We start from the raw sequence: 23970 nt of genomic DNA on the forward strand, positions 1-23970 counted from the left end.
TGGCCACCGGCCGGAATCCTCCGGGCGGGCGACGAACGAGCCCAACGTGACGCCTTAGCGTTCTCCCTGAGTACTCCGCTGAATCTCCCAAGGGAACGATGATGATCGAGGCCAAGGGCCTGACGAAACGCTACGGCGACAAGACCGCCGTGAACGACCTGTCGTTCACCGTCCGACCCGGGATCGTCACCGGGTTCCTGGGTCCGAACGGTGCCGGCAAGTCCACGACGATGCGCATGATCCTCGGCCTGGACCGGCCGACCTCCGGTTCGGTGACCATCAACGGCCGGCCGTACGCCGGCCACGCGGCACCGCTGCACGAGGTCGGTGCCCTCCTGGAGGCCAAGGCCATCCACACGGGCCGGACCGCCTACAACCACCTGCTGGCGCTGGCCGCGACCACCGGCATTCCGCGCAGCCGGGTCGATGAGGTCATCGACCTGGTCGGCCTGCGCGACGTGGCCCGCAAGCGCGCCGGCGGGTTCTCCCTCGGCATGGGCCAGCGCCTCGGGATCGCGTCGGCGCTGCTGGGCGATCCCAAGACGCTGATCCTCGACGAGCCGGTCAACGGCCTGGACCCCGAGGGCATCCTGTGGATCCGCAACCTGCTCAAGGACCTGGCCGCCGAAGGACGCGCCATCTTCGTCTCCTCCCACCTGATGAGCGAGATGGCCCTGACCGCCGAGCACCTCATCGTCATCGGCCGGGGAAAACTGATCGCCGACACCTCCGTCGCCGAGTTCATCGAGCGCGCCTCCATGGGCCGGGTCAAGGTCCGCTCTCCCCAGGCGCCCGGGCTGCGCGACCTGCTGGCGGGCCCGGACGTCACGGTGGCGGAACCCGAGGGGGGCACCCTGCTCGTCAGCGGGCTGACCAGCGACCAGATCGGCCAGATCGCCGCCGACAACGGCGTCACGCTGTTCGAGCTGGCGCCGCAGCAGGCCTCGCTGGAAGAGGCGTTCATGGAGCTGACCGGCGAGTCCGTCGAATACCGGGCCCCCGCCCGCACCCCAGAAAGGTCCGCGGCATGACCACCGCCACCGCACCCCTTCGGACCGGCAGGGTCACCCAGCTGCGCGTCCTGAACTCCGAGTGGATCAAGCTCCGGACCCTGCGCTCCACCTTCTGGTCGCTGTTCGCCGCGACCGTCGCGACCATCGGCCTCGGCATGCTCTTCAGCTGGGGTTTCGCCACCCGTGTCGGCGACCACGCGCGTCCCATTCGCGACGCCGCGACCATGGCGGTGACGGTGCCGCTCCGGCCGTATGTCATCGCCCAGCTCGCGGTGGGCGTGCTCGGCGTCATGGTGATCACTGGTGAGTACTCCACCGGGATGATCCGCGCCACTCTGTCCGCGGTCCCCGGCCGGCTCCCCGTGCTGTGGGCCAAGGCCGCGGTGTTCAGCGTGGTCGTCCTGGTCCTGATGGAGATCGTGTCCTTCGTGACCTTCTTCGGCGGCGAGGCGATCCTGTCCTCCCAGCACATCCAGGCCACGCTCTCCTCTCCGCAGGCGCTGCGGATCGTCACCGGGGTCGGGCTCTACCTCACGGTCGTCGGTCTCCTCGGCACCGCGCTCGGCGCCATCATCCGCAGCACCGCCGGGGCCATCGCCGCGCTGTTCGGCATCCTGCTGGTGCTCCCGGTCCTGGGCGAGGTCCTCAACCTCACGTCCTGGGGCAAGCACATCACGCCGTACCTGCCGAGCAACGCCGGCGGCGACCTGCTCACCAACGCCCCCGACCCCGGGTCGCTCGGCCCGTGGACGGGGTTCGGGGTCTTCGCCCTCTACACCGTCATCGCGATGGCGGTGGCCTCGTACCTGCTCAAGCGCAGGGACGCCTGACGCCTCGATGATCGGCTCCTCGCCCGAGTCCGGCCCCGGCGCGTTCAACGCGCGCTGGGGCCCTCGCCTGCGTGCGCTCGCCGGCCGGTATCCCGCCGCCGTCGACGGCTCGTTCGCCCTCGCCCTGCTCCTCGTCGGAGTGCCTCATCTGCTCAAAGAGCCGCCGCGGCAGCCGTTCCTCGGCTGGGGACTGCAGATCGCGCTCCTCGTGCCGCTGATCTGGCGGCGGCGCGCACCGTTCACCGCCTTCGCGGTGGTCGCGGCGCTGGCGTTCGTGCAGTGGCTCGGCGGAGTGCTCCTGTCGACCGGGGACGTCGCCGTGCTCGTCGCGCTGTACTCGGTCGCGGCGCACTCGACACTGCGCCGGCTGCTCGTGGCGGCGGGCATCGTGGAGATCGGCGTCGCGATGGCCACCGACCAGTGGGCCCCGCGGGGTCACCTGGGGAAGGTATTCGTGCTGCTGTCCGGGATGACCACGGCCGCCGCCGTCATCGGGCTGAACATGCGCACCCGCCGCGCCTACCTCGCGTCGCTGGAGGACCGCGCCGCCCGCCTCGAGAAAGAGCGCGACCAGCAGGCCCAGATCGTCGCCGCCGAGGAACGCGCGAGGATCGCCCGCGACGTCCACGACATCGTCACCCACAGCCTGTCGGTCATGGTCGCCCTCACCGACGGCGCCGCCTACACCCTCCCCGCCTCACCGGAGCGGGCCGCCGACGCCGTGTCCAAGGCGTCGGAGATCGGGCGTCAGGCCATCGCGGAGATGCGGCGCGTGCTGGACGTACTCCGCCAGGACGCCCCGCCGTCCGCCGGGCTGAGGAGTCCGCAGCCCGGGCTGGGACAGCTCGACGCGTTGCTCACCGAGGTCCGCGCGGCGGGACTCCCGGTGGAGTTCGTGGTCACGGGACGGCCGCCCGCCATGGCCTCCGGAGCCGAGCTCACCATCTACCGTCTCGTCCAGGAGGCGCTCACCAACGTCCGGAAGCACACCCCGCCGGGGACCACCGCCCGGGTACGGCTCGAATACGCCGCGGCGCACGTGGAGATCGAGATCACCGACGACGGGCGGCCAGCCGTCGGCGTTCCGTCCGGGCGGCAGCGCACCGGCCACGGCATCGCCGGGATGCGCGAACGCGTCGCCGTCTACGGCGGCCTGATGCAGGCCGGCCCGCTGCCCGACGGCGGCTGGCGGGTCCATGCCCGCTTCGAACCATCCCAGTTGGAGAGCGCCCGATGATCAAGGTCCTGCTCGTCGACGACCAGCCGTTGCTGCGCATGGGCTTCCGGCTGGTGCTGGAGACACAGCCCGACATCTCCGTCGTCGGTGAGGCCGGCGACGGCGCCGAGGCCGTCGCCCAGGTGGCCTCGCTGGCCCCCGACGTGGTGCTGATGGACGTACGGATGCCCGGCATGGACGGCCTCGAGGCCACCGAGCGGATCACCCGCGACCACGCCGGCTCGCGCGTCCTCATCCTGACGACGTTCGACCTGGACGAGTACGCGTTCGCCGCCCTCCACGCCGGCGCCGCCGGTTTCCTGCTCAAGAACGTCCAGCCCGCCGAAATGATCGCGGGCATCCGCACGGTCGCCGCGGGCGACGGCGTCGTCGCGCCCCGGCTCACCCGGGTGCTCATCGAGACGTTCACCCGCCTGAACCGCGCACGACCGGGCTCGGCCGACGACCCGCGTCTCGACCGGCTCACCGACCGGGAGCGCGAGGTGCTCATCGAGATGGCGAAGGGGCTCTCCAACGCCGAGATCGCCACCGAGCTCGGGCTGTCCGAGGCGACGGTGAAGACGCACGTCAGCCGCATCCTGCCCAAACTCGGTCTCCGCGACCGCGTCCAGGCCGTCGTGCTGGCCTACCAGACCGGACTGCTGAGGCCGCCATGAACCGCCTCACGAGGATGCAGGATAACGAAGAAAGAACGACCGTTAACCTTTCTCTAATCTAGTGCCGAGCTTTGTGAATATGTGCGATCCGACTGCTGCGGGTAGCACATTGACATGCTGGATCTCGCCACCGAGAGGCGGCGATATGCCATCCTTGTCGATATGGCGACGAGTCACCTTCAAAACAGCCCCATTACCGTTACTCGACGGGCGATTAGCAAAGTCCCAGAAGTGACGGCCTACTTCTGGATCGTCAAGGTCTTGACCACTGGCATGGGCGAGACGACCTCCGACTACCTGGCCCATCGCCTCAACCCGATCATCGCGGTCGCCCTGGCGGGAATTTTCCTTGCCGTCTCGCTGGCGCTCCAGTTCGGCGTCCGACGCTATGTCGCCTGGATATACTGGACGGCCATCACCATGGTCAGCGTCTTCGGCACGATGGCCGCCGACGTGCTGCACGTCGTCCTCGGCATTCCGTACGTTATTTCGACCGCATTCTTTATGGTCGTGCTGGCCGTGATCTTCGCAATCTGGTACGCGAGCGAGAAGACGCTGTCCATTCACAGCATCGTGACGATGCGCCGGGAACTGTTCTACTGGGCCACCGTCATGACGACGTTCGCGCTCGGCACCGCCACGGGCGACATGACCGCGGTCACCGTCCACCTCGGATACCTCGCCTCGGGCATCATGTTCGCCGTCCTGATCGCGCTCCCGGCCGTGGCCTACCGTTGGCTGCGGATGAACGCCGTCTTCGCCTTCTGGTTCGCCTATGTCCTCACCCGGCCGCTCGGCGCGTCGTTCGCCGACTGGATGGGGGTATCGCGCGCTCGAGGCGGTCTCGCTCTGGGCACGGGTCCGGTCAGTCTGGCCCTGGCCGTCATCATCGTCGGTTTCGTCGGCTATCTGAGCGTGACCCGCAAAGACACTGCACGCTGATCAGAATCACCTGCTCGTAAGATTCGCGTCCCGGTGCAGGGCTCGCCCGGCACCGGGACGGGACCTCGCGATCACGGTCCTGTGATCGTCCGGACGGCCACGACGTAGCGGCGTACCGCCGGTGCGGACAGGGCACCGGCGGGCAACTCGACCACGAACGCACTGTCGGGGACCACGGTGTTCTCCCAGCCGACGACGCTGCCCGGGTAGTCGGTCAGGGGCCGTGCCGGAAGTCCCACCTGCTGGGCGAAGCGCCGCTCGACGGCCTTCGGCCCCTCTGAGGTGTCGACCACGGCCATGTGCTGGTGGAACCAGATCCCCACGGTCGGCCTGATCCGGCGGATCAACGCGGCGGCAGCCCTGGACTCGGGTTCGGACAGGGCACGGGGACCGGCGAAGAACTCCGAGCCCGGTGGGCCGGGCGAACGCCAGCCCGCGGGAAAGTTCCGGTTGAGATCGACTCCGTGGGCGTTGCCGCGCGTCCGGGCGGCGACTCCATCGGGGTTGAGCACAGGGATCACCCACAGGTCGGCGTGGGCGGGAGCCGGGCCGTCGATGAGCGCCCGGGCGACCGCGATCCCCGCCGATTCGTTCCCATGGACGCAGCCGACCACCAGCACCTTCCGCGGGCTCGCCGGATCGCCCGACTCGACCGCGACGATGGGACGGCCGTGGACGGAGGCGCCGAGCGGCACGGTACGGCGGACCGCCGCAGGCGGAGGCGTCCCGCCGGTCGTGGTGCCGCCGGACGCCGCGCAGGCGCACGGGGATAGCAGCACGAGAACGCCCGCGATCGACCGCCGACCGCGCCACGCCGACCCACCGTTCGTCCGCATGATCCCCTCAGGATTCCGGTGGCGCTACTCCCCTACCCAGGAACTCCTGCCAGGTCACCCTCGACCGGTCGTCCACACGTCCGTGATGGGGCTGCGCGAGGCGGCCGTCCCCGCGTGGGACAGGCCGTAGGCGTCCTCGACGGTCCGCAGCACGCTGTAATGGTCGATCTTCTCGGGATAGGCGCCGGGCTTCACGGACGCTCCGGCGAAGATGGTGGCGATCTTGTTGCCGGGTGAGCCGTCGTTCTCGTCGAAGGTAACGATGAGCAGGCTGTCGTGGGTGCGCGCCCACCGGACATAGGCGTCCAGGTTGTCCCGGACCCAGGTGTCTCCGGTCTTCACCGGGCAGTTGTGCATGTCGTCGCACATGTCCGGGATGACGAACGACACCGTGGGCAGCGCGGAGAAGTCGGAGGGGAAGTCGGCGAAGGACCGGCTCACCGCGTCCGGCAGGTCGGGGAAGTCCGCCCAGGGGACGTGCTTGCGGGCATAGCGCCCGCTGTCGCAGGCGGCCCGGTCGAACGCGGGGAGTCCCTCGGCGAATCCGGCGAAGCTCAGCCCCGCGGCGGAGAGCTCCGCAGCGAGGTTCGGGGCGGTGTAGGAGTGGGGGCAGGAGTCGTCGGTGAGGCCCTGCGTCGACCCGGAGAACAGCGCCAGGTAGTTCGGCTGGCTCGGGTGCCGGATCGCGTAGGAGTTCGTGAACAGCGCGCCGCCCCGGGCCAGCGACGTCAGGTACGGCGCGTCACGGGCACCGATGATCTGACGGTCGGACTTGTTCTCCAGCATGACCACGACCACGTGCCCGATCCGCGGCACCGAAGCGGCCGTCGGGCGCGGACCGGCGGCAGGGGCGGACCCGCCCTTGCCGCACGCCGCCGTCAGGCACCCGGCGAGGGCCATCACCGTGAGGAGCAGAGCGCGACGGACACGCCGTTCTTCCACGACTGGCCTCCGGTGCAGGGCGCGACTACTACCCGGATAGTACCTAGATCCCGGCCAGGGTTCAGGCTCCCGCGGCGGTCACGATCGCGTCGGTGGCGAATCCGGCCAGCACGCCCAGCAGGACGCCCCAGGTGGTCAGCGTCTTCAGCCCCAGCTTGCGGGCCACCGCCAGCAGTTCGATCACCACGTACAGGATGGATCCGGCGGCCAGGGTGAGAAATCCAATGGACACCGTGTCATTGACGACATGCTGGCCGATGAGAGTGCCCAGGAACGTGGGACCACCGCCGATGAGGCCCAATAGCGCCAGGTAGCCCCATGACGGCCGGCGGCTTTCGGCGGCCATGGGGGCCACGATTCCGAACCCTTCGGTCGCGTTGTGCAGGCCGAATCCGATGATGAGCAGTACGGCGAGTTGCAACTCGCCGTGGGCGGCGGAGTTACCGATCGCCAGGCCCTCGGCGAAGTTGTGCAGGCCGATACCGATCGCGATCATCATGGGCAGGTCGCCCAGGCGCGACAGACCGCTGGTCCTGGCCTGGAATTCGGTGGCCGACGCCGCACCGGGACCGGACCGCCCCGGAGCCGCCGGCCTGGCGCGGCGTGCGATCGCACGGTCGAAATGTACGAGGCCCAGCAGTCCGACGCCGAAGCAGACCGCGAACACCGCCCCGTTGCCGATCGCCGCGCCGTACCCGTGATGGCCGAGCGCGGTGTCGACGGGCTCCCATGCGTGTGCGAGCACGTCCCACAGAAGGAAGATCAGGATGCCGGTGGCGGTCGCGTTCAGGAGGGCCCGAACCTTCGGCAGCGGCGAGCGCAGCCGGCCGATCGGCAGGCCGAGGTAGATGGTGAAGCCGGCTATCGCGCCGAGCACGGCGATCTGGGCGGATCCCATGAGGACACTCCGGGGGTCGAGATGTGACGCATGCCTCTGCCGCACTGTTTCGCGCACGCTGGATAGGCAAGGCTTGCCTAATACTACCCGGATAGTAGCAAGCGGCCTGCGCCTCACTCGGCGTCGTCGTGGCGCAGCAGCTGCTGCAACAGGCGTTCGTCCTCGGGGGCCAGGTCGGAGACGAAGCGGGCGAGTACGGCCGCGCGGTCGCGGCGCCGCCGGAGCAGGTCGTGCATGGCGGTGGCCGTATGCGCCGCCTCGTCGACGTTGGGCGAGTAGACGAATCCGCGGCCGGCCCGGGTGCGGGTGGCCAGGCCTTTGCGATGCAGCCGCGCGAGGGTGGTCATCACCGTGGTGTAGGCCGGGGTGTCGGGAAGCACGGCCTGCACGTCGGCGGGGCTCATCGGCCGGCCGCCTTGCCACAGGGCGGCCAGCACGGCGTCCTCGAGCATGCCGGCCGGCCGCCGTCCCTGCTCGTGCTCCTTGGTCACGTCGATCTCCATGCGTGTTGTATTACATCGATAGTAGATCACGCGGAACGAGACGACCGTACGGGCGGCCACACGCGTGCGCCCATAATGAAGGGCATGGTCGTCGACGTATGGATGCCGCTGCTGGTTCCCCTGCTCGCCGTGCCGCTCGTCCGTCTCCTGGCGGATCGGCTGTCGCCGCGGTCGGCCTCGTGGCTGCTGGCCGCGACCGGCGTTCTCCTGTCCGGCTGCACCGCGCTCGCCCTCCTCTTGCTGACCGGCGCCGGACTCCTCCGGGTTCCGTTCGTGGCGGCCGCCGAGCACCTGTCGCCCGTCCTGCTGCGGCGGATGTCGCCGGTCCCCGTCCCGCTGGCATGTGCGGCCAGTGCGGCGCTGGCCGTGACGATCATCCTCGCGATCTGGACGCTCCATCGACGGCGGGCCGCCCTCATGCTGGCCCGGAACGCCTCCCGGTCGCGCCGCGGCGGGCTGGCCGTGCTGCGAGACGAACTGCCGGACGCCTATGCCGTTCCCGGCCGTCCCGGCACCGTCGTGGTCACGACCGGCATGCTGCGGGCTCTGGACGCTCGCGAGCGCGACGTCCTGCTCGCTCACGAGCGCGCGCATCTCGCCGGCCGCCACCACTGGTTCACCCTGACGATGGACGTTGCGACCGTCCTGCATCCGGCGCTGGCCGCCCTTCACGGCCCCCTGCGTTACCACCTCGAGCGCTGGGCCGACGAGTCGGCGGCGGACGCCGTCGGGGACCGGCGTGTCGTGGCCCGCGCCATCGCACGGGCCGCGCTGGCGCGGAGCCGAGCGGGCTCGCCCGTCTCCGCACCCGGCCCGGTCCTCTCCGCCATCAGCGGCCCCGTCCCCCGCCGGGTCGCGGCGCTCCTGGCCGCTCCGGCGCCGAGACGGTCTCGGCTGCTGCCCGGCATGGCGACCGCCCTGGCAGCCTGTCTGGCGATGTCCGGGGCCGGAGCGCTGGACGCCGCCACCGATCTGCACGGGAGCCTGGAGGCCATGGAGATCCACCACCGCCCCGAAGCCGGCGATCCGCACCGCGCCGGCCACCGGCATGCCAGGCATGATCGGATCGAGGCCCGGTGGGCCGACCCCGGCATCCAGGGCGTCGCGGGCGCGGTCGATCACTCGGTGACATGACCTAGCCGTCCGGCGTGGGCGTGAGGTCGGCCGCCCCGGTCACAGCGCCACGAAGGTGAGGCCGCGCCGTTGGAGGGCGGGGATCACGGTGCGCAGCGCCTGGATCGTCTCCGAGCGGTCGCCGCCACCGTCGTGGCACAGGAGGATGTCGCCGCCCCGGGCGCGGAGCATCCGGTCGGTGATGGTGATCCTGCCCGGCCGCGCCCAGTCCCTGGGGTCGACCTCCCAGTCGACGCAGATCATCCCGTGGGCGGTCGCCGTGTCCATGATCTCGGCGGACCAGGCGCCGCCGGGCGCGCGGAAGAACTTCGGGGCGACCCCCGCGGTGTGGGCGATGCGGTCGTGTGCGCCGCCGATCTCGTCCCGGATCTCCCCGGCGGAGAGCCGCGGCAGGTTCAGCGGGTGGGTGACGGTGTGATCGCAGACCTGGTGCCCTGCGGCCACGATCCGCTCGACCAGCTTCGGGAGCTCAGTGACCTGGATCCCGATGAGGGAGAACGTCGCCGGCACCTGGAACTCGGCGAGCAGATCCAGCATCATCGGCGTCCATCGAGGGTGCGGGCCGTCGTCGATGGTCAGCGCGATGGCGTTCGCGGGAGCCGCCGGCGTCAGGTCGTGCAGGTTGTGCACCGGGCGGCGCAGCGCGTGCAGCGGCCCGTGCGCGTATCCCGGGTCGCGGAGAGGATGGCGGGCCGCCTTCAGCGCGTGCCGGGCCGGCTTCCTCGACGGCGCGGCCGGCCTCGTCATCCGTGTCAGTTCGGGCGCTCCGCCCGCCAGGAGCCCGGCTCCCGCCGCGGCCATGCCCATCAGCATTTGACGCCTGTCCGGTCTACGCATGTCGCCCCCGATCGCCGCTCCTGTCAACTACCTACCCAACTCGGCGTTTCCCGGCTCATTTCATCACGACGATCGCCGGCAGTCCGATGCTTGACAAAGTGGGTTTCAAGCGTTGTGTAAATGTTGACCAGGTGTCGCCCGTACCGCTGATTCCACTCTTCCCGAAAAACGGTAAAAACTGCAAACCTGTTGAAGTTGGAGCGAAATACCAGAAAGAGGAGATCACATGACTCGGAAGATCACACGGTTGGCGGCGGCGGCCGGGACCGTCGCCGTGCTGGCGCTCGGAGCCGCCCTGACGCCCGGTAGCGCGGCGAACGCCCGGACGACCATCGCCGCCCCGGCATCGGCGGCACGGATCACCGCCAAACCTCCGCCGTGTACCCGGTGCTGCCTCAAGATGAACCCCAAGACCCATCGGTGCGCCAAATACGGCTACCGCCGAGGCAAAGGAAAATGTAATCCTAAATGCAAGTGAGGCCGACCCGGCCATCGGGTAAATGCCGAGAATTCGGTAACGGCTTGGGGTAAGTGCCGGAGCTCGTCGTCGCGCCCACCACCCCGGTGGGCGCGACGACCCCACCGCCCCGGTGAGCGCGACGACCCGACCGCCGGGTCAGCGGACCCCGAGCCAGATCAGACTGCCCAGCCCGGCGACCACGCAGTACACGGCGAACGGCGTCAGCGTCCGCGTCTCGAAGTACCGCGTGAGGAACCGCACGGACACGTAGGCGCCGACGCCCGACAGCACACTGCCGACCAGCACCTGCCCGTGGATGCCGTCACCGAGCGGACCGGTCAGGTCGGGGATCTTCAGCACGCCCGCGGCGAGGATCACCGGGGTGGCCAGCAGGAACGAGAACCGGGCGGCGTCCTCGTGGGACAGCCCGCGCAGCAGGCCCGCGACCATCGTCACGCCCGAACGGCTGATGCCGGGCAGCAGCGCGAGGATCTGCGCCGCGCCGATGCCCGTTCCCCGGCCGAAACCGAGCCCGGACAGGCGCCGGTCCGACTCCAGCGCCAGGTCGGTGGCCGTGCTCCCGACCGAGGCCGCCACCGCCCGGTCGGCGGCCTGCGACTCCCGGCGGCGCAGCCGCTCCCCCGCGTACAGGACTCCGCCGTTGAGGGTGAGGAAGATCGCTGCGGGGACCGGTTTGCCGAGCACGGTCCGGAACGTGTGCTCGACCAGCAGCCCGACGATCCCGACCGGGATGGTGCCGAAGATGATCAACCAGGCCAGGCGCTGGTCCGGCGTCTCGATCCGGCGGTCGCGCACCGAGGTCAGGAAGCCGCCGATGATGCGGACCCAGTCCCGCCAGAAGAAGGCCAGCAGGGCGATCGCCGTCGCCACGTGCAGGCCGACGATGAACGCCAGATAGGGCGACTCCGGGGCCGAGACGTTCAGGTCGCGCGCCCATCGGCCGCCGACCAGGGCCGGGATCAGGACGCTGTGGCCGAGGCTGGAGACGGGGAACAGCTCCGCCACGCCCTGGAACAACCCGACCACGATGGCCTCGGTGTACGTCAAATGGGACACCCGCACCCCCAACAGAGAACTACTATCCGGATAGTTTTTACTATCCGGATAGTAGTGCAGACCGCTCCCCTACCAGGCGTGAAGCCCGAAACCATAGGGGTAAAGAGGGTTCCCGCACGTGGTGGGCGGTGACTGACCAGCGTCGATCTTCGCTCGGATTTCGGCGCGCTCGGCGGCGGTCGCGCCCAGGTCGTACGGCAGGCTCATCAGCTTTCATTGGTCACTCATCGCACTTCTATACTCACGTATAGTTACGCAAATGGAGTTGCTGCTTGTGCCTAAGGGCGCGAAGCGTTTGGGTCTCCACCCGATGACGAGGGGGCGTGAAGATCGTCAAGGACCATGGCTCTCTGGTCACGACGTTCGCCGGGCGTCTGTACGGTATGCGCTCGTCAGAGGTCCGCAAGCAGCGCTCGCCGAGACCGGCCAATGCACTGCCGATGGTCGCTGGTGAGCCGGAAGTTGTTACTCGCCGAGGGTGAGAGTGCCCATACCGCATGCGCACGCAGCATGCTGCGCACCGGCCTGGACATCTTTACCCTGCTGTGCTGGCCGAGCGCGTCGGGTGGGCTGTGGACCTGGTGTTCGGCATGGTGAGCGTGCTGATGACCGACCATTGGAAGGCTGCCGATGTGGACCAGCTCGCCTCTGGCAAGGATTTCGGGGGACGCGGGCTGCCGTCGAATGCGTGGATGGCCCTGCGCCGTCTCGGCTGGGTCGTCGCCGTTGCCGAGGGCGTCAAGGTCAACGATCGGATCGTGCGTATGGCCCAGGAGCAGGCCGGGCGCGGGCTGCGTTCGGCGAAGTGGCGCTCTGACTTGACCACCAACCGACACAAACCGCGAGGGGCAGCACTAGGCGCGGGATTTCACCTGTACGCCCACGCCACCTCTCCACGGTGGGCAGACCCCACGTCCCGACGTGGGATCACTTAGCTGATCAGAGACGCTCCGATCCTCGACGGCGTCAGCGTCACATCCGGCGTGCCCGACTCAGGTAGGTCTGCGCCACCACGACGACGGCGAGGAACGCCCCGCTCACGACCTGCTGATAGGAGGAGGACAGGTCGCCGATCTGGTTGATCAGATTCTGGATCACGCCGAGCAGGAGGACGCCCGCGATCGTGCCGCTGACGGAGCCCGCACCGCCGGTCAGCAGTGTGCCGCCGATGACGACCGCGGCGATGACGTCCAGTTCCATTCCGGTGCCGAGGATGGTCACGCCCGATGACAGGCGGGCGGCGTTGAGCGCCCCGGAGAGTCCGGCCAGCGTGCCGGAGAGCGCGTACACGATGATCTTCGTGCGGGCGACCGGCACGCCCATCAGCGCCGCGGCGTCCTCCGCTCCCCCGATGGCGTACACCGCCTGACCGAACCCGGTGCGCTGCAGCAGCACGGCGCCCACGACGAACAGGGCGAGCGTGAGGTAGACCGGGTAGCCCAGCCCGAGCAGGCGTCCCTGGCCGAACCGGGCGAGCACCGAGCCGTGCGGGATCAGGTACGTCGTCGCGCCCTCATGCGAGATCGACAGCAGCAGGCCGCGCGCGCCGAGCAGGCCCGCGAGGGTGACGATGAACGGCGCGAGCCGGACCCGCGCGATCAGCAGGCCCTGCACCAGGCCGATCGTGCCGCACACGACCAGGGGCACCAGGAGCGCGGCCGGGGTGCCCCACCGCACCGCGTACGCGGCCAGCACCCCGCCGAGCGCGAAGACCGAGCCGACCGACAGGTCGATGCCGCCGGTGATGATGACGAAGGTCATGCCCAGCGCGACCATCGCGGGGAACGTCGAGGTGATGGCGATGTCGCCGAGGTTCTCCCCGGTCGGGAAACGGGCGAAGGCGAGCGAGCCGACGGCGAGCAGGAGCACGAGCACCGCCGTGGCGCCGTGGCGCTGGATCAGGCCGAAGGCGCGGTCGCGCCGGCTCAGCCGGTAGGCGTCGTGGACGACAGGCGCGGCGGCCGCTTGCTCGGTGGTCATCGTCCGTTCCCTCCCCTCGCGGCGTAGACGGCCGCGAGGATGATCACTGCCTGCACCATCTGGGCGACCGAGTCGGGCAGGTCGTGCTTGATCAGCGTGGCGCGGACGAGCTGGATCAGCAGCGCGCCGGCGACGGTGCCCAGGACGCGCACCCGGCCGCCGGTGAGCGGCGTGCCGCCGACCACCACGGCGGTGATGGCCGACAGCTCCATCAGCAGGCCGAGCGACGACGGGTCGCTGGCCTGCAGCCGGGCGGTGGCGAGGACGCCCGCGACCGCGGCGAGCAGGCCCGACAGCACGTACACCAGCAGCAGGACCCGCCGGACCGGCAGGCCGGACAGGACGCTCGCCGTGCGGTTGCCGCCGATCGCGACGAGCTGCCGGCCGAACGTCGTCCGCCGGACGACGCCCGTCACCAGGAGGGTCAGCGCGCCCGCGACCACCACGGGAAGGGGAACGCCGACGACGCTCGACGAGCCGAGGTCCAGCAGCGTCGCGTTGTGGAGGTCCTTGAGCTGACCGCCGGCCAGCACGAGGGCGAGCCCCCGGCCGCCGACGAACAGCGCGAGGGTGGCGACGATCGGCTGGACCCGCACGAACGCCACGAGCGAGCCGTTGACCAGCCCGACGGCGACGCCGCCCAGCAGGGCCACGAGGATCGCCGGCCCGACCCCGTACCCGAGGTAGAGCGGAAGCAGCGCGGTCGCGAGGGCCATCACCGAGCCCACGGACAGGTCCACGCCCTCCGTGCCGATCACCAGGGCCATGCCGAGGGAGACGATGACGACCGGGGCGACCTGGACCAGCTGGGTGCGGAGGTTCTCCATGCTGAGGAAGTGCGGGGTGATCGCGATGTTCACGGCGACCAGGACGGCGATCGCCGCGTACACCCCGTAGTTCTGCAGCCAGGTCAGCACCCGCGCGCCGGCCGGCCGGGGCAGCGCGACGGCGGCCTCGCTCATGAGACCCCCTGCGCGATCGTGGTCATCACGCCCTCCTCGGTGAGTTCGTCGCCGGTCAGTTCGCCGATCACGGCGCCGTCCTTCAGGACGACGACGCGGTCGGAGCCCTCCACCAGCTCCTCCAGGTCGGAGGAGATCAGAAGGACGCCGAGACCCGTCTCGGCGAGTTCGTCGACCAGCGCCTGGACCTCCGCCTTCGCGCCGACGTCGATGCCGCGCGTGGGTTCGTCCAGCAGCAGCACCTTCGGCTCGGTGGCCAGCCAGCGGGCCAGCAGCACCTTCTGCTGGTTGCCGCCGGACAGCTCGGCCACCGGCTGGTGCGGCCCGGTCGCCTTGATCCGCAGCCGCTTCATGAACGTCTCGACGATCCGGTCGATGCGCGCGTCGGAGACGACCCCGGCGCGGGCCAGCCGAGGGAGGGCCGCCAGCGCGATGTTGTCGCGGACCGACAGGGTCGGCACGATGCCCTCTGCCTTGCGGTCCTCCGGCAGCAGCGCGATGCCCGCGCGCACGGCGGCGCCGGCCGACCCCCGGCGCACGGGCAGCCCGGCCACGGTGACGCGTCCCGCGTCGAGCGGCAGCGCCCCGGCGATGGCCTTGGCCGTCTCCGTACGGCCCGCGCCGAGCAGGCCGCCCAGCCCGACCACCTCACCGGGCCGGACGGTGAGCGAGACGTCGTCGAGGAGGTGGCGGCTGGACAGCCCGTGGGCCTCCAGGACCGGCTCTCCGGAGACCTCGTGGGCCCCCGAGAACCGGGTGACGCCTTCCGCGCGGACGTTCGCGACGTCCCGGCCGAGCATCAGCGATACGAGACGGAGCCGGTCGAGGTCCGCGAGCGCCCCCTGGTGGACGACTCGGCCGTCGCGCAGCACGGTGACACCGTCGCAGATCCGGTAGAGCTCGTCCAGGCGGTGGCTGACGTACAGGACGGCGATGCCCTGCTCGCGCAGCCGTCCGATGACGTCGAACAACGTGTCGACCTCGCGGGGTTCGAGCGAGGACGTCGGCTCGTCCATGATGACCACACGGGCGTCGACCGAGACCGCCCGCGCGAGCGCGACCATCTGCTGCGCGCCCACACCGAGGGATCGCAGCGGCAGCCGGACGTCCACCCGCACGCCGTACGACGCCAGCGTCCGGGCGGCCGTCTCGTGCATGCGACGCGAGTCGATCAGGCCGAAGGCGCGGCGCGGCTCGCGGCCGAGCAGCAGGTTGCGGGCGATGCTGAGGTCCGGCACGAGGCCGATCTCCTGGTGCACCGCCTGCACGCCGGCGCGTTGCGCGTCCAGCGGCCCGGCGAAGCCGGCGGGCCGCCCGGCCAGGAGCACCTCGCCTTCGTCGGGCCGATGGACGCCGGTGATCACCTTGATGAGGGTGGACTTGCCCGCGCCGTTCTCGCCGACGAGCGCGTGGACCTCGCCGGCGCGCAGGCCGAGGGATACGCCGTCGAGGGCGAGCACCCCGGTGAAGCGCTTGACGATGTCGCGGGCCTCCAGCACCGGCGCGTCATCGTACGGCGGACGCCGATCGTCGGGCTTTGTCACGGTCACAGGCACCCCCGATGGTGTCGGAGCATCGATCAGTACGCGCCGGCCAGGGACTGTTTGGCGTTGGAGGAGTCGTACTCCCGATCGGAAATGATCACCTTGTCCGGGATGGGCTCGCCGTTCTCGAACTTGCTGAGCGTCTGGAACGCCAGCGGGCCGAAGCGGGGGTTGGACTCGACGACCGCGAAGATCCAGCCGCTGACGATCTGGGCCACGGCGTTCCGGGTGCCGTCCACCGAGACGATCTTGATGTCGCCGGCCTTCTTGCCCGCGCCCTTCAGGGCGGTCACCGCTCCCAGCGCCATCTCGTCGTTCTCGGCGTAGATGGCGTTGACGTCCGGGTGGCTCTGGATCATCTGCTCGGTGACCTGCTGGCCCTTCTCACGCGCGAAGTCGCCGGTCTGCTGGAAGGTGATCTGGATTCCGGGCGCCTGCTTGGCGATCTCGTCCTTGAAGCCGTTGGTGCGGTCGGTGGTCACGTTGTTGCCGGACGAGCCGAGGAGGATCGCGACCTTCCCCTTGCCGTTCAAGGCCTTGATCATCTGATCGGCGGCCCGCTTGCCCTGCTGGTAGAAGTCGGACCCGATGAACGTCACGTAGTCCTTGCAGGCGGTGGCGTTGATCTTCCGGTCCACCGTGATGATCGGGATGTGCTTGGCGGACGCCTGCTGCAGCACCGGCTCCCAGCCGTCCGAGTTCAGGGGCGCGATGACGAGGGCCTTGGCCCCCTGGGCGATGAGCTGCTGCACGTCGCTGATCTGCTTGCTGAACTGCGACTGGCCGTTGGTGGTGCGCAGCCCGGTGATCCCCTGCTGCTTCGCCTCCGCCTTGATCGACTGCGTCTCCGCGATGCGGAAGGGGTTGGCCTCCTTCTCGGACTGGGAGAAGCCCACGACCGAGGTCTTGGGGTCGAACTTCGTGCCGCCGAACTTGTCGATGGTGCAGGACGGCGCGTTGCCGGAGGGCGTCTGCACCACCTGCTGGGGCTGCTGGCCGGACTGCGCGCCGGCCGACTGGTCTTTCTCCGACTTGGCGCAGCCGGCCGCGGTGACCAGGGCGAGGGCCACGGTGAGCACCCACGCGGGTGAGGACGTCCTTCGGGAGGTCGCAGGCACGGTCATGGCCGGTCCCTTCGTGCGGGTCAGGAGGTGCCCGTATTGAGTCATCACTGATCTGCTTCTGTCAATACCGATCAGAAAGACAGCGTTGCATCGATCTGAATATTGCAAATCCGATCAGGCTCGCTCATGCTGAGGCGTGATGTCCGCGGTGGGTGTTTCGCGGCCGTCCCACCGCTCGCTGATCGACCCCCTCCCGCCGCATCGCCTCCGCCGGTTCCCTCCGACAGATCGGAGACCGTCCGTGTCCCTCCTCCGCCCGGGCCGCCGCATCCGGCCCCGCGGCCCCGCAGGTGCCGCCCTCCTCGCCGGCGCCCTGCTCGCCGCCCTTCTGTCCCCCGCGACGCACGCCGCGGCGAGCCCCGCCGCCGCGCCGCGCGCCGCCGCCGACCCGCCCCTGACCACCCCGTGGACGAGCCAGGTCTCGGCGAACAACGCCCTCCCGGAGTACCCACGGCCCCAGCTCACGCGGGACCGGTGGCAGAACCTCAACGGCTCGTGGCAGTTCGCCGAGGCCACCGCCGGCCAGGCCCCGCCCGTCGGTCAGAACCTCGCCGAACGCGTCCTCGTCCCCTACCCGATCGAGTCGGCGCTGTCGGGCATCAAACGGCACGTCGACCACATGTGGTACCGCCGGACCTTCACCGTGCCGCGCTCCTGGCACGGCGACCGCCTCCTCCTGCACTTCCAGGCCGTCGACTACCACACCACCGTCTACGTCAACGGCGTACGGGTCGCCACCCACACCGGCGGATACGACGCCTTCACCGCGGACGTCACCGACGCGGTCCGCGGCGCCGGACCGCAGGAGATCCTGGTCGGAGTCGACGACCCGACCGACATCGGGACCCAGGCGCTCGGCAAACAGCGCGCCCCCGGAGACGGCATCTTCTACACGCCCTCCTCGGGCATCTGGCAGACCGTATGGATGGAACCGGTCACGGCCGCCCACGTCGAGCGGGTCGACACGACCCCGGACCTGGCCGCCAAGGACCTGCGGCTCACCGTCCAGGCGGCCGGCGGGCAGGCCGGGACCGCGGAGGCGACGGCGTACGCCGGGCACCGGGAGGTCGGCCGGGTCACCGGAGCGCCCGGCACCGAGCTTCGCCTGCACATCGCCAAGCCGCACCTGTGGACTCCCGACGACCCGTACCTGTACACGCTGAAGGTACGGCTGCGGGACGGCCAGGGGCGCGCCGACGAGGTCGGCTCCTACTTCGGGATGCGCTCGATCTCGCTCGGCAACGGCCCGGACGGCAAGGTCCGCATGCTGCTCAACGGCAAGTTCACCATGCAGGTCGGCACGCTGGACCAGGGCTTCTGGCCGGACGGCATCTACACCGCCCCGACCGACGAGGCGCTGAGGTTCGACCTCCAGGCGCACAAGCGCCTCGGCTTCAACATGGTCCGCAAGCACGTGAAGGTCGAACCCGACCGCTGGTACTACTGGGCGGACAAGCTCGGCCTGCTCGTCTGGCAGGACATGCCCGCGACGTACGCCGGGCACTCGCCGTCCGCCGCGACCAAGACACAGTTCGAGACGGAGCTGCACGCACTGGTCGACCAGCACCGCGGCCACCCGTCCATCATCGTCTGGGTGCCGTTCAACGAGGGCTGGGGCGAGTACGAGCCCGGCCGCATCAGCACCGCGATCAAGTCGTGGGACCCCAGCCGCCTCGTCAACGCCGACAGCGGCGTCAACTGCTGCGACTCCCTTCCCGACAACGGCGAGGGCGACATCCGCGACGACCACACCTACGTCGGCCCCGGCACGCCGATCCAGCAGGGCGCCCGCGCCTCGGTGGACGGCGAGTACGGCGGTCTGGGCCTCAAGGTCGACGGCCACATGTACGACCCCGCCCACGGCTTCGCCTACGAGATGGAACCCGACGCGGCCACGCTGACCGGGCGCTACACCGAGCTGCAGGACCGCCTGCTCCAGGTCGAGAAGGGCTGCGGCCTCTCCGCCTCCGTCTACACCCAGATCACCGACGTGGAGAACGAGCTCAACGGCATCTACACCTACGACCGCAAGGTCCTCAAACCCGACGCCGCCGAGGTGCGCAAGGCCAACCTGGCCCTCATCAAGGCCTCCGGCTCGGTCGGGCAGGGCGGCGGCGCGACCTTCCCGCCGGGCACCCCTGGCCTCGACGGCGTCGCCTTCTACCCCCTCGACGAGGGGACCGGCACCGTGGCCAAGGACGCAGCGGGCTCCCACGACGCCACGCTCGTGAACGGGCCGACGTGGACCACCGGGCACTCCGGGTCCGCGCTGCAGTTCAACGGCTCGAACCAGTTCGCCGACACCGGCGCGGCCATCCTGGACACGACCGGGAACTACAGCGTGTCCGCCTGGGTGAAGCTCGACCGGCGCGGCTCGTTCGCCACGGCCGTCAGTCAGGACGGCGACACCAACAGCGCCTTCTTCCTGCAGTATTCCGGGGCCGACGACCGGTTCGCGTTCAGCTTCGCCGGCGTCCGGGCGCTCGCCCCGGCCGCGCCGCAGACCGGCCAGTGGTACCACCTCACCGGCGTCCGCGACGCCGCGACCGGAACCCTGACCCTCTACGTCAACGGCGAGAAAGCCGGGACCGGATCGGCGTGCCTCGGTGACCGCTCCACCGGCCACACCGTGATCGGCCGGGGCAAGTACGGCGGCAACCAGGTCGACTTCTGGCCCGGCGCCATCGACCAGGTGCACGTCTTCGACCGGGCCCTGTCGGCCGACGACGTCGCCAAGCTTTACCAATCCGGCAAGTGACGCAGCGCGGGAGGGACCACCCGGTCCCTCCCGCCCCCCGTGGAAAGGAGAGAGCCGATGGAACGACGGACGTTCCTCACCCGTGGCCTCGCCGTGACCGGGGGCGTCGCGGCCGCCGGCGTCGCGAGCCCTGCCCGCGCCGATCGCCTCCCGGACGGCGTACGGGTCCTGCGGACGGTCGAGGCCGCCTCGGCGGGCGGCCACTACACGCCGAACCGCGCGCCGCTACGGCCGGCGCCGTTCCTCAAGCTGCCGCCGGGAAGCGTACGGCCGAAGGGATGGCTGCGGCGGCAGCTCGACCTGCAGGTCGAAGGCCTCAACGGCCGCATGCCCGAGGTATCGGACTATCTGCACTACGACACCAACGGGTGGGTCGATCCCTCGAAGGGAGGCTGGGAGGAGCTCCCGTACTGGCTGCGCGGGTTCACCGACCTCGGCATCGTCACCGGTGACGAGCGCGTACGGAGCCTGACACGCCGGTGGGTGGACGGCATCCTGTCCGCCCAGCAGGCCGACGGCTGGTTCGGCCCGGCCGTCCACCGCAGCTCGCTCGAAGGCGGCCCCGACTTCTGGCCGCACATGCCGGTCCTGGACGCGCTCCGCTCGTACGCCGAGGCGACCGGCGATGAGCGGATCACGCCGTTCCTGATCCGGTACTTCGGCTTCCAGAACCGGCAGTCCAACGAGGTGTTCCGGCGCGGCTGGGGCGCATACCGCTGGGGCGACACCATCGACAGCGTCTACTGGGCCTACAACCGGACCGGGGAGGCCTGGCTCCTCGACCTGGTGCGCAAGATCCACGCCGGCTCGGCGGACTACGTCACCGGCCTGCCGACCTGGCACAACGTCAACCTCGCCCAGGGGTTCCGCGAGCCCATCCAGTACGGCGTCCTGGCCGGCGACCCGGCGCTGCGCGCGGCGACGTACCGGAACCACGACGTGATCATGGGCACGTACGGCCAGTTCCCCGGCGGCGGGTTCGCCGGCGACGAGAACTGCCGCCCGTACTTCACCGACCCCCGGCAGGGCTTCGAGACCTGCGGGTTCGTCGAGCTGATGCACAGCTTCGAGGTCCTGACGCGGATCACCGGCGACCCGGTCTGGGCCGACCGCTGCGAGAACATCGCCGTGAACTCGCTGCCCGCCGCCTTCGACCCCGCGCAGCGCGGCACGCACTACGTCACCAGCGCCAACTGCGTCCAGCTCGACAACGCCCCGAAGACGCACGGTCAGTTCGACAACGACTTCGCCATGCAGGCGTACATGCCGGGCGTGCACAACTACCGCTGCTGCCCGCACAACTACGGCATGGGCTGGCCGTACTTCGCCGAGGAACTCTGGCTCGCGACGTACGACTCCGGGCTCTGCGCCTCGATGTACGCCGCGTCCGAGGTGACGGCGAAGGTCGGAGCCGACGGCACCGCCGTCACCGTGACCGAGGAGACCGGGTATCCGTTCGAGGAGGCCGTGACGCTGCGGATCTCCACGCCGCGTCCCGTCGACTTCCCGCTCTATCTGCGCGTTCCGCAGTGGTGTCAGGAGCCCGCGCTGCGCGTGAACGGTTCACCCGTGCCCGTACGGGCGGCAGCGCCCTGCTACGTCGTCGTCACCCGGACGTGGCGGAACGGGGACCGGATCGAGCTTCGCCTCCCCATGCGCACGACCACCCGCACCTGGGAGAAGAACCACGGAGCCGTCTCCGTGGAGCACGGTCCGCTCACCTTCTCCCTGGCGATCGAGGAGAACTGGCGGCCGTTCGCCGGGACCACGGCATGGCCGGAGTACGAGGTCACCGCCGGCTCGCCGTGGAACTACGGCCTCGACGAACGGTCCTTCACCGTACGGCGGCGGCCGGCGCGCGGAAACCCGTTCACCCGGCGGGGAGCACCCCTGGAGATCAGCGCCCGGGCCCGCCGGATCCCCAACTGGCGGGCCGACGACGAGAACGTCATCCGGCCGCTGCAGGACGGCCCCGTCAGGTCGGACGAGCCCGCGGAGACCGTCACCCTCGTCCCGATGGGCGCCGCGCGGCTTCGCCTCACCGCGTTCCCGGTCATCGGCCACGGCGCGGGCGCTCGGGAATGGAAGGTCGTGCCGGTCGCCACGGCCTCTCACCTGTGGCAGGGGGACACGACCGAGGCGCTGTGCGACGGGATCGAGCCGGCGAGCTCCGCCGACGAGTCGATCCCGCGCTTCACCTGGTGGGACCACCGCGGAGGCGTCGAGTGGGTCCAGTACGACTACCCGGACCCCGTCACGGCCGCGGCGACCGCCGTGTACTGGTTCGACGACACGGGACACGGGCAGTGCCGCGTCCCAACGTCGTGGCGCCTCCTGTACCGCGACGGTGACACCTGGCGGCCCGTCGACGACCCGTCCGCGTACGGCACCGCGCGCGACACCTACAACCGCACGACGTTCACTCCGGTACGGGCCACCGCGTTCCGGCTGGAGGCCCACCTCTCCGACGGCGTGTCGGGCGGCATCCTCGAGTGGACCATCGAACACGCCTGAGGACCGCTCAGGGTCTTCGCGCCGGCTGAGGCGCGGAGACCCTGAGCCGATGTGACCGCCCTGCCGCCATGGTGGACACTCTGTCGCGTGCGTCGAACCGGCTCACGGCGGCGGGCGGGAGAAGCGGTGGGGATCGACTGGGTACGGATGCGGCCGGTGAGCGGCCTCTCCCCCGAACGCTGGGCGGCGCTGGTCGAAGCCCAGGCGGCCGCGTTCGCAGCCCTCGGCAACCGGCGCGAGGGGGAGTTCGACCACCTGCTCGGCGGACCGCGCCCAGGCGCGGGATCGAACGAGATCGCCCGGCATGTGGAGCTCGACGGCGGCCCGGACTGCTACCGCCGGGTGGGTTCCTTCGCCTACAGTCCCGTCCTCCCGGCGGAGTGGCGGCTGGCGGCCTTCCGCAGCTTCCTGCCCGGTGAACTCGCCGACCACCTGCGGCGGTGGCGCACGCATCTGGACGAGGTGCGCGGCGGGGCCCATCGTGGTTACCTGCGGGCCTGGTACCGCTACGACGTCACCTCGCAGTACGCGCAGGCGTGGTCGCTCCTACGCGAGTCGGCGGAGCAGGCCCGGGATCGGACGAACAGGTGGGCGCTCGATCCCGAGCTGCAGGCTATCCGGGAGGAGATCCTCACAGTCCCGGCACCGATCGTCCCACCGGCCCCACACTGGGATTCGGAGCACGCTCCCGTTCCGGCCGCCCAAGGGGATGACGAGCCCGTTCCGGTGGCACTGGCGAAGGCCTGGAACTACCGGGTTCCGCGGAACCACCGCGTATGGCTTCCCGGCCCCTGGACATTCGAGAAGTACGTACGGGAAGCGGCGGAGGACCCGGACCTGCACGACATCCTCGACTGGATGGGCCAGGGCGTCGGTGAAGGCTATGGACTCCTGCTTGATTTCTAACGTTCCGCGGCGCTGGTGGAGGCCATCGCGGCGATGATGCCCTCCTCACACTGTCGCGCGGACGATCCATCCGTCTTCAGTGCTACGGAGTTGTGGTCTGAGCCGTCGGTAGCCGTCACCGGTGACCAGATCGGCTGTCCGGCCCTCTCTTCGAAGAAGGCCTAGGGCGCGTGCCGTTAGGGCCGGGTCGATCTCGACCGACGTGACGCTCCCGAGGTCGCCGACGAGTTGAGTGAGCAGAGCGGTCGAGTAGCCGGTTTCGGTACCTATCTCCAGGACACGGTGCCCATGCTGGACCTCGAGTAGGTCGAGCATGGTGGCGATGATCTGACGCGCCGACGACTGCGAAACTCGGTTGCCGTCGGGACGGATCGTGTAGGTGTCTTCGTCCACCGCGTCCAGGGCGGCTTGGACGCGGGGGCTGAACGTAGTGGTGTTCATCCGTTGCCTCGCATGGGTCAGATGGTCAGCGACAGATACGGCCGGTCCGTGCCCGCCGCCTCGCCGGCTGGTCTGCCGCCCACCTGAATCCAGGCGTGAGAGGCATACGGGGCGAAGCATGCTCCGATGCACCACTCCACCGCCCGACCCCTGAGCACCGCAATGAGGACTGCGGCCGGGGATACCTCCAGGCAGGCGGCGCGGCCAAGAAACCATCGTCCCGCCATCCGAGCGGCGAGCGCTGCGGTTTCCGCTTCAATGGGCGTGGCGTCGCTGCGACAACTCGGGCGTTTGACGACGGCGGCGAATCAGACCACGTTGCGGAGCAGCAGCCGTGAGCCGCCTGTACTCATGGTTGTTTATCGAGTTGTTGTGG

Annotated in this window: 22 protein-coding genes and 1 pseudogene; 10 read left to right on the forward strand and 13 right to left on the reverse strand. The window is 70.1% G+C overall.

Features of this window, described 5'->3' with window-relative positions:
* Positions 1 to 101 precede the first annotated feature (101 nt).
* The 5 genes from AB0I04_RS08880 (at position 102) to AB0I04_RS08900 (ending at position 4678) form a co-directional block, all read left to right on the forward strand.
* Positions 102 to 1031, forward strand: coding sequence for an ABC transporter ATP-binding protein (locus AB0I04_RS08880; protein ID WP_360881242.1), 930 nt, complete (start codon positions 102 to 104; stop codon positions 1029 to 1031).
* Entirely contained in the window at positions 1028 to 1843 is an 816-nt protein-coding gene (locus tag AB0I04_RS08885) for an ABC transporter permease subunit (RefSeq protein ID WP_360881244.1), read from the forward strand. Before AB0I04_RS08880 ends, AB0I04_RS08885 begins: the two co-directional genes overlap by 4 nt.
* Before the next feature lie 7 nt (positions 1844 to 1850).
* Complete coding sequence (locus tag AB0I04_RS08890) at positions 1851 to 3080, forward strand: histidine kinase (protein ID WP_360881246.1); 1230 nt, start codon at positions 1851 to 1853, stop codon at positions 3078 to 3080.
* Positions 3077 to 3736: a response regulator transcription factor gene (locus AB0I04_RS08895; protein ID WP_360881248.1), complete on the forward strand. Its 660-nt coding sequence runs from the start codon at positions 3077 to 3079 to the stop codon at positions 3734 to 3736. Before AB0I04_RS08890 ends, AB0I04_RS08895 begins: the two co-directional genes overlap by 4 nt.
* Before the next feature lie 114 nt (positions 3737 to 3850).
* Complete coding sequence (locus AB0I04_RS08900; protein WP_360881250.1) at positions 3851 to 4678, forward strand: hypothetical protein; 828 nt, start codon at positions 3851 to 3853, stop codon at positions 4676 to 4678.
* Between the two features lie 71 nt (positions 4679 to 4749).
* On the opposite strand, the gene AB0I04_RS08905 is transcribed toward AB0I04_RS08900, so the two are convergent.
* From AB0I04_RS08905 to AB0I04_RS08920, 4 genes are all read right to left on the reverse strand, one after another.
* Positions 4750 to 5514 (reverse strand): M14 family zinc carboxypeptidase, encoded by a 765-nt coding sequence (locus tag AB0I04_RS08905; RefSeq protein ID WP_360881252.1) that lies wholly within the window; start codon positions 5512 to 5514, stop codon positions 4750 to 4752.
* Between the two features lie 54 nt (positions 5515 to 5568).
* Entirely contained in the window at positions 5569 to 6456 is an 888-nt protein-coding gene (locus AB0I04_RS08910) for an alkaline phosphatase family protein (RefSeq protein ID WP_360881254.1), read from the reverse strand.
* A gap of 61 nt (positions 6457 to 6517) precedes the next feature.
* Positions 6518 to 7354, reverse strand: a complete 837-nt coding sequence (locus tag AB0I04_RS08915) for a ZIP family metal transporter (RefSeq protein ID WP_360881256.1) — start codon at positions 7352 to 7354, stop codon at positions 6518 to 6520.
* A gap of 113 nt (positions 7355 to 7467) precedes the next feature.
* A complete protein-coding gene (locus tag AB0I04_RS08920) occupies positions 7468 to 7857 on the reverse strand; it encodes a BlaI/MecI/CopY family transcriptional regulator (protein WP_360881258.1) in 390 nt (129 codons plus the stop codon).
* 84 nt (positions 7858 to 7941) lie between these two features.
* On the opposite strand from AB0I04_RS08920, the gene AB0I04_RS08925 reads away from it, so the two are divergent.
* Entirely contained in the window at positions 7942 to 8991 is a 1050-nt protein-coding gene (locus AB0I04_RS08925; protein ID WP_360881260.1) for a M56 family metallopeptidase, read from the forward strand.
* A gap of 39 nt (positions 8992 to 9030) precedes the next feature.
* Here the strand turns inward: AB0I04_RS08925 and AB0I04_RS08930 are convergent, their stop codons facing one another.
* The 3 genes from AB0I04_RS08930 to AB0I04_RS08940 form a co-directional block, all read right to left on the reverse strand.
* Positions 9031 to 9792 (reverse strand): polysaccharide deacetylase family protein, encoded by a 762-nt coding sequence (locus AB0I04_RS08930; RefSeq protein ID WP_360881262.1) that lies wholly within the window; start codon positions 9790 to 9792, stop codon positions 9031 to 9033.
* 258 nt (positions 9793 to 10050) lie between these two features.
* Complete coding sequence (locus AB0I04_RS08935; protein WP_360881264.1) at positions 10051 to 10191, reverse strand: hypothetical protein; 141 nt, start codon at positions 10189 to 10191, stop codon at positions 10051 to 10053.
* 253 nt (positions 10192 to 10444) lie between these two features.
* Positions 10445 to 11365: an undecaprenyl-diphosphate phosphatase gene (locus AB0I04_RS08940; RefSeq protein ID WP_360881266.1), complete on the reverse strand. Its 921-nt coding sequence runs from the start codon at positions 11363 to 11365 to the stop codon at positions 10445 to 10447.
* Between the two features lie 572 nt (positions 11366 to 11937).
* Between AB0I04_RS08940 and AB0I04_RS08945 the strand changes: the two genes are divergently transcribed.
* The gene (locus AB0I04_RS08945) at positions 11938 to 12300 is read left to right on the forward strand and encodes a hypothetical protein (protein WP_360881268.1); all 363 of its coding nucleotides are present in this window, start codon (positions 11938 to 11940) and stop codon (positions 12298 to 12300) included.
* Positions 12301 to 12337: 37 nt separating this feature from the next.
* Here AB0I04_RS08945 and AB0I04_RS08950 read toward each other — a convergent pair whose 3' ends face one another.
* From AB0I04_RS08950 to AB0I04_RS08965, 4 genes are read right to left on the reverse strand one after another with little or no spacing between them, the layout of a single operon-like run.
* Positions 12338 to 13345, reverse strand: coding sequence for an ABC transporter permease (locus AB0I04_RS08950; RefSeq protein ID WP_360881270.1), 1008 nt, complete (start codon positions 13343 to 13345; stop codon positions 12338 to 12340).
* Positions 13342 to 14307, reverse strand: a complete 966-nt coding sequence (locus AB0I04_RS08955) for an ABC transporter permease (RefSeq protein ID WP_360881272.1) — start codon at positions 14305 to 14307, stop codon at positions 13342 to 13344. Before AB0I04_RS08955 ends, AB0I04_RS08950 begins: the two co-directional genes overlap by 4 nt.
* Entirely contained in the window at positions 14304 to 15851 is a 1548-nt protein-coding gene (locus tag AB0I04_RS08960) for a sugar ABC transporter ATP-binding protein (RefSeq protein ID WP_360881274.1), read from the reverse strand. The genes AB0I04_RS08955 and AB0I04_RS08960 overlap by 4 nt, the downstream gene beginning before the upstream one ends.
* A 35-nt stretch (positions 15852 to 15886) precedes the next feature.
* Complete coding sequence (locus AB0I04_RS08965) at positions 15887 to 16975, reverse strand: ABC transporter substrate-binding protein (RefSeq protein ID WP_360881276.1); 1089 nt, start codon at positions 16973 to 16975, stop codon at positions 15887 to 15889.
* A 241-nt stretch (positions 16976 to 17216) separates the two neighbouring features.
* Here AB0I04_RS08965 and AB0I04_RS08970 point away from each other — a divergent pair, with 241 nt between their 5' ends.
* The 3 genes from AB0I04_RS08970 to AB0I04_RS08980 all read left to right on the forward strand — a co-directional run bounded on the left by AB0I04_RS08970 (position 17217) and on the right by AB0I04_RS08980 (position 23153).
* On the forward strand, positions 17217 to 19733 hold the full coding sequence (locus tag AB0I04_RS08970; protein ID WP_360881278.1) for a LamG-like jellyroll fold domain-containing protein: 2517 nt from the start codon (positions 17217 to 17219) through the stop codon (positions 19731 to 19733).
* 57 nt (positions 19734 to 19790) lie between these two features.
* Positions 19791 to 22247: a beta-L-arabinofuranosidase domain-containing protein gene (locus AB0I04_RS08975; protein ID WP_360881280.1), complete on the forward strand. Its 2457-nt coding sequence runs from the start codon at positions 19791 to 19793 to the stop codon at positions 22245 to 22247.
* A gap of 126 nt (positions 22248 to 22373) precedes the next feature.
* A complete protein-coding gene (locus AB0I04_RS08980) occupies positions 22374 to 23153 on the forward strand; it encodes a hypothetical protein (protein ID WP_360881281.1) in 780 nt (259 codons plus the stop codon).
* Positions 23154 to 23198: 45 nt separating this feature from the next.
* On the opposite strand, the gene AB0I04_RS08985 is transcribed toward AB0I04_RS08980, so the two are convergent.
* Both AB0I04_RS08985 and AB0I04_RS08990 read right to left on the reverse strand, forming a co-directional pair.
* A complete protein-coding gene (locus AB0I04_RS08985; protein ID WP_360881283.1) occupies positions 23199 to 23594 on the reverse strand; it encodes a hypothetical protein in 396 nt (131 codons plus the stop codon).
* 17 nt (positions 23595 to 23611) lie between these two features.
* Positions 23612 to 23869: pseudogene (locus tag AB0I04_RS08990) on the reverse strand (lasso peptide biosynthesis B2 protein); the annotation flags it as partial.
* Positions 23870 to 23970: the final 101 nt, after the last annotated feature.

The organism is Actinoallomurus sp. NPDC050550 (assembly GCF_040655075.1).
Taxonomy (GTDB): Bacteria; Actinomycetota; Actinomycetes; order Streptosporangiales; family Streptosporangiaceae; genus Actinoallomurus.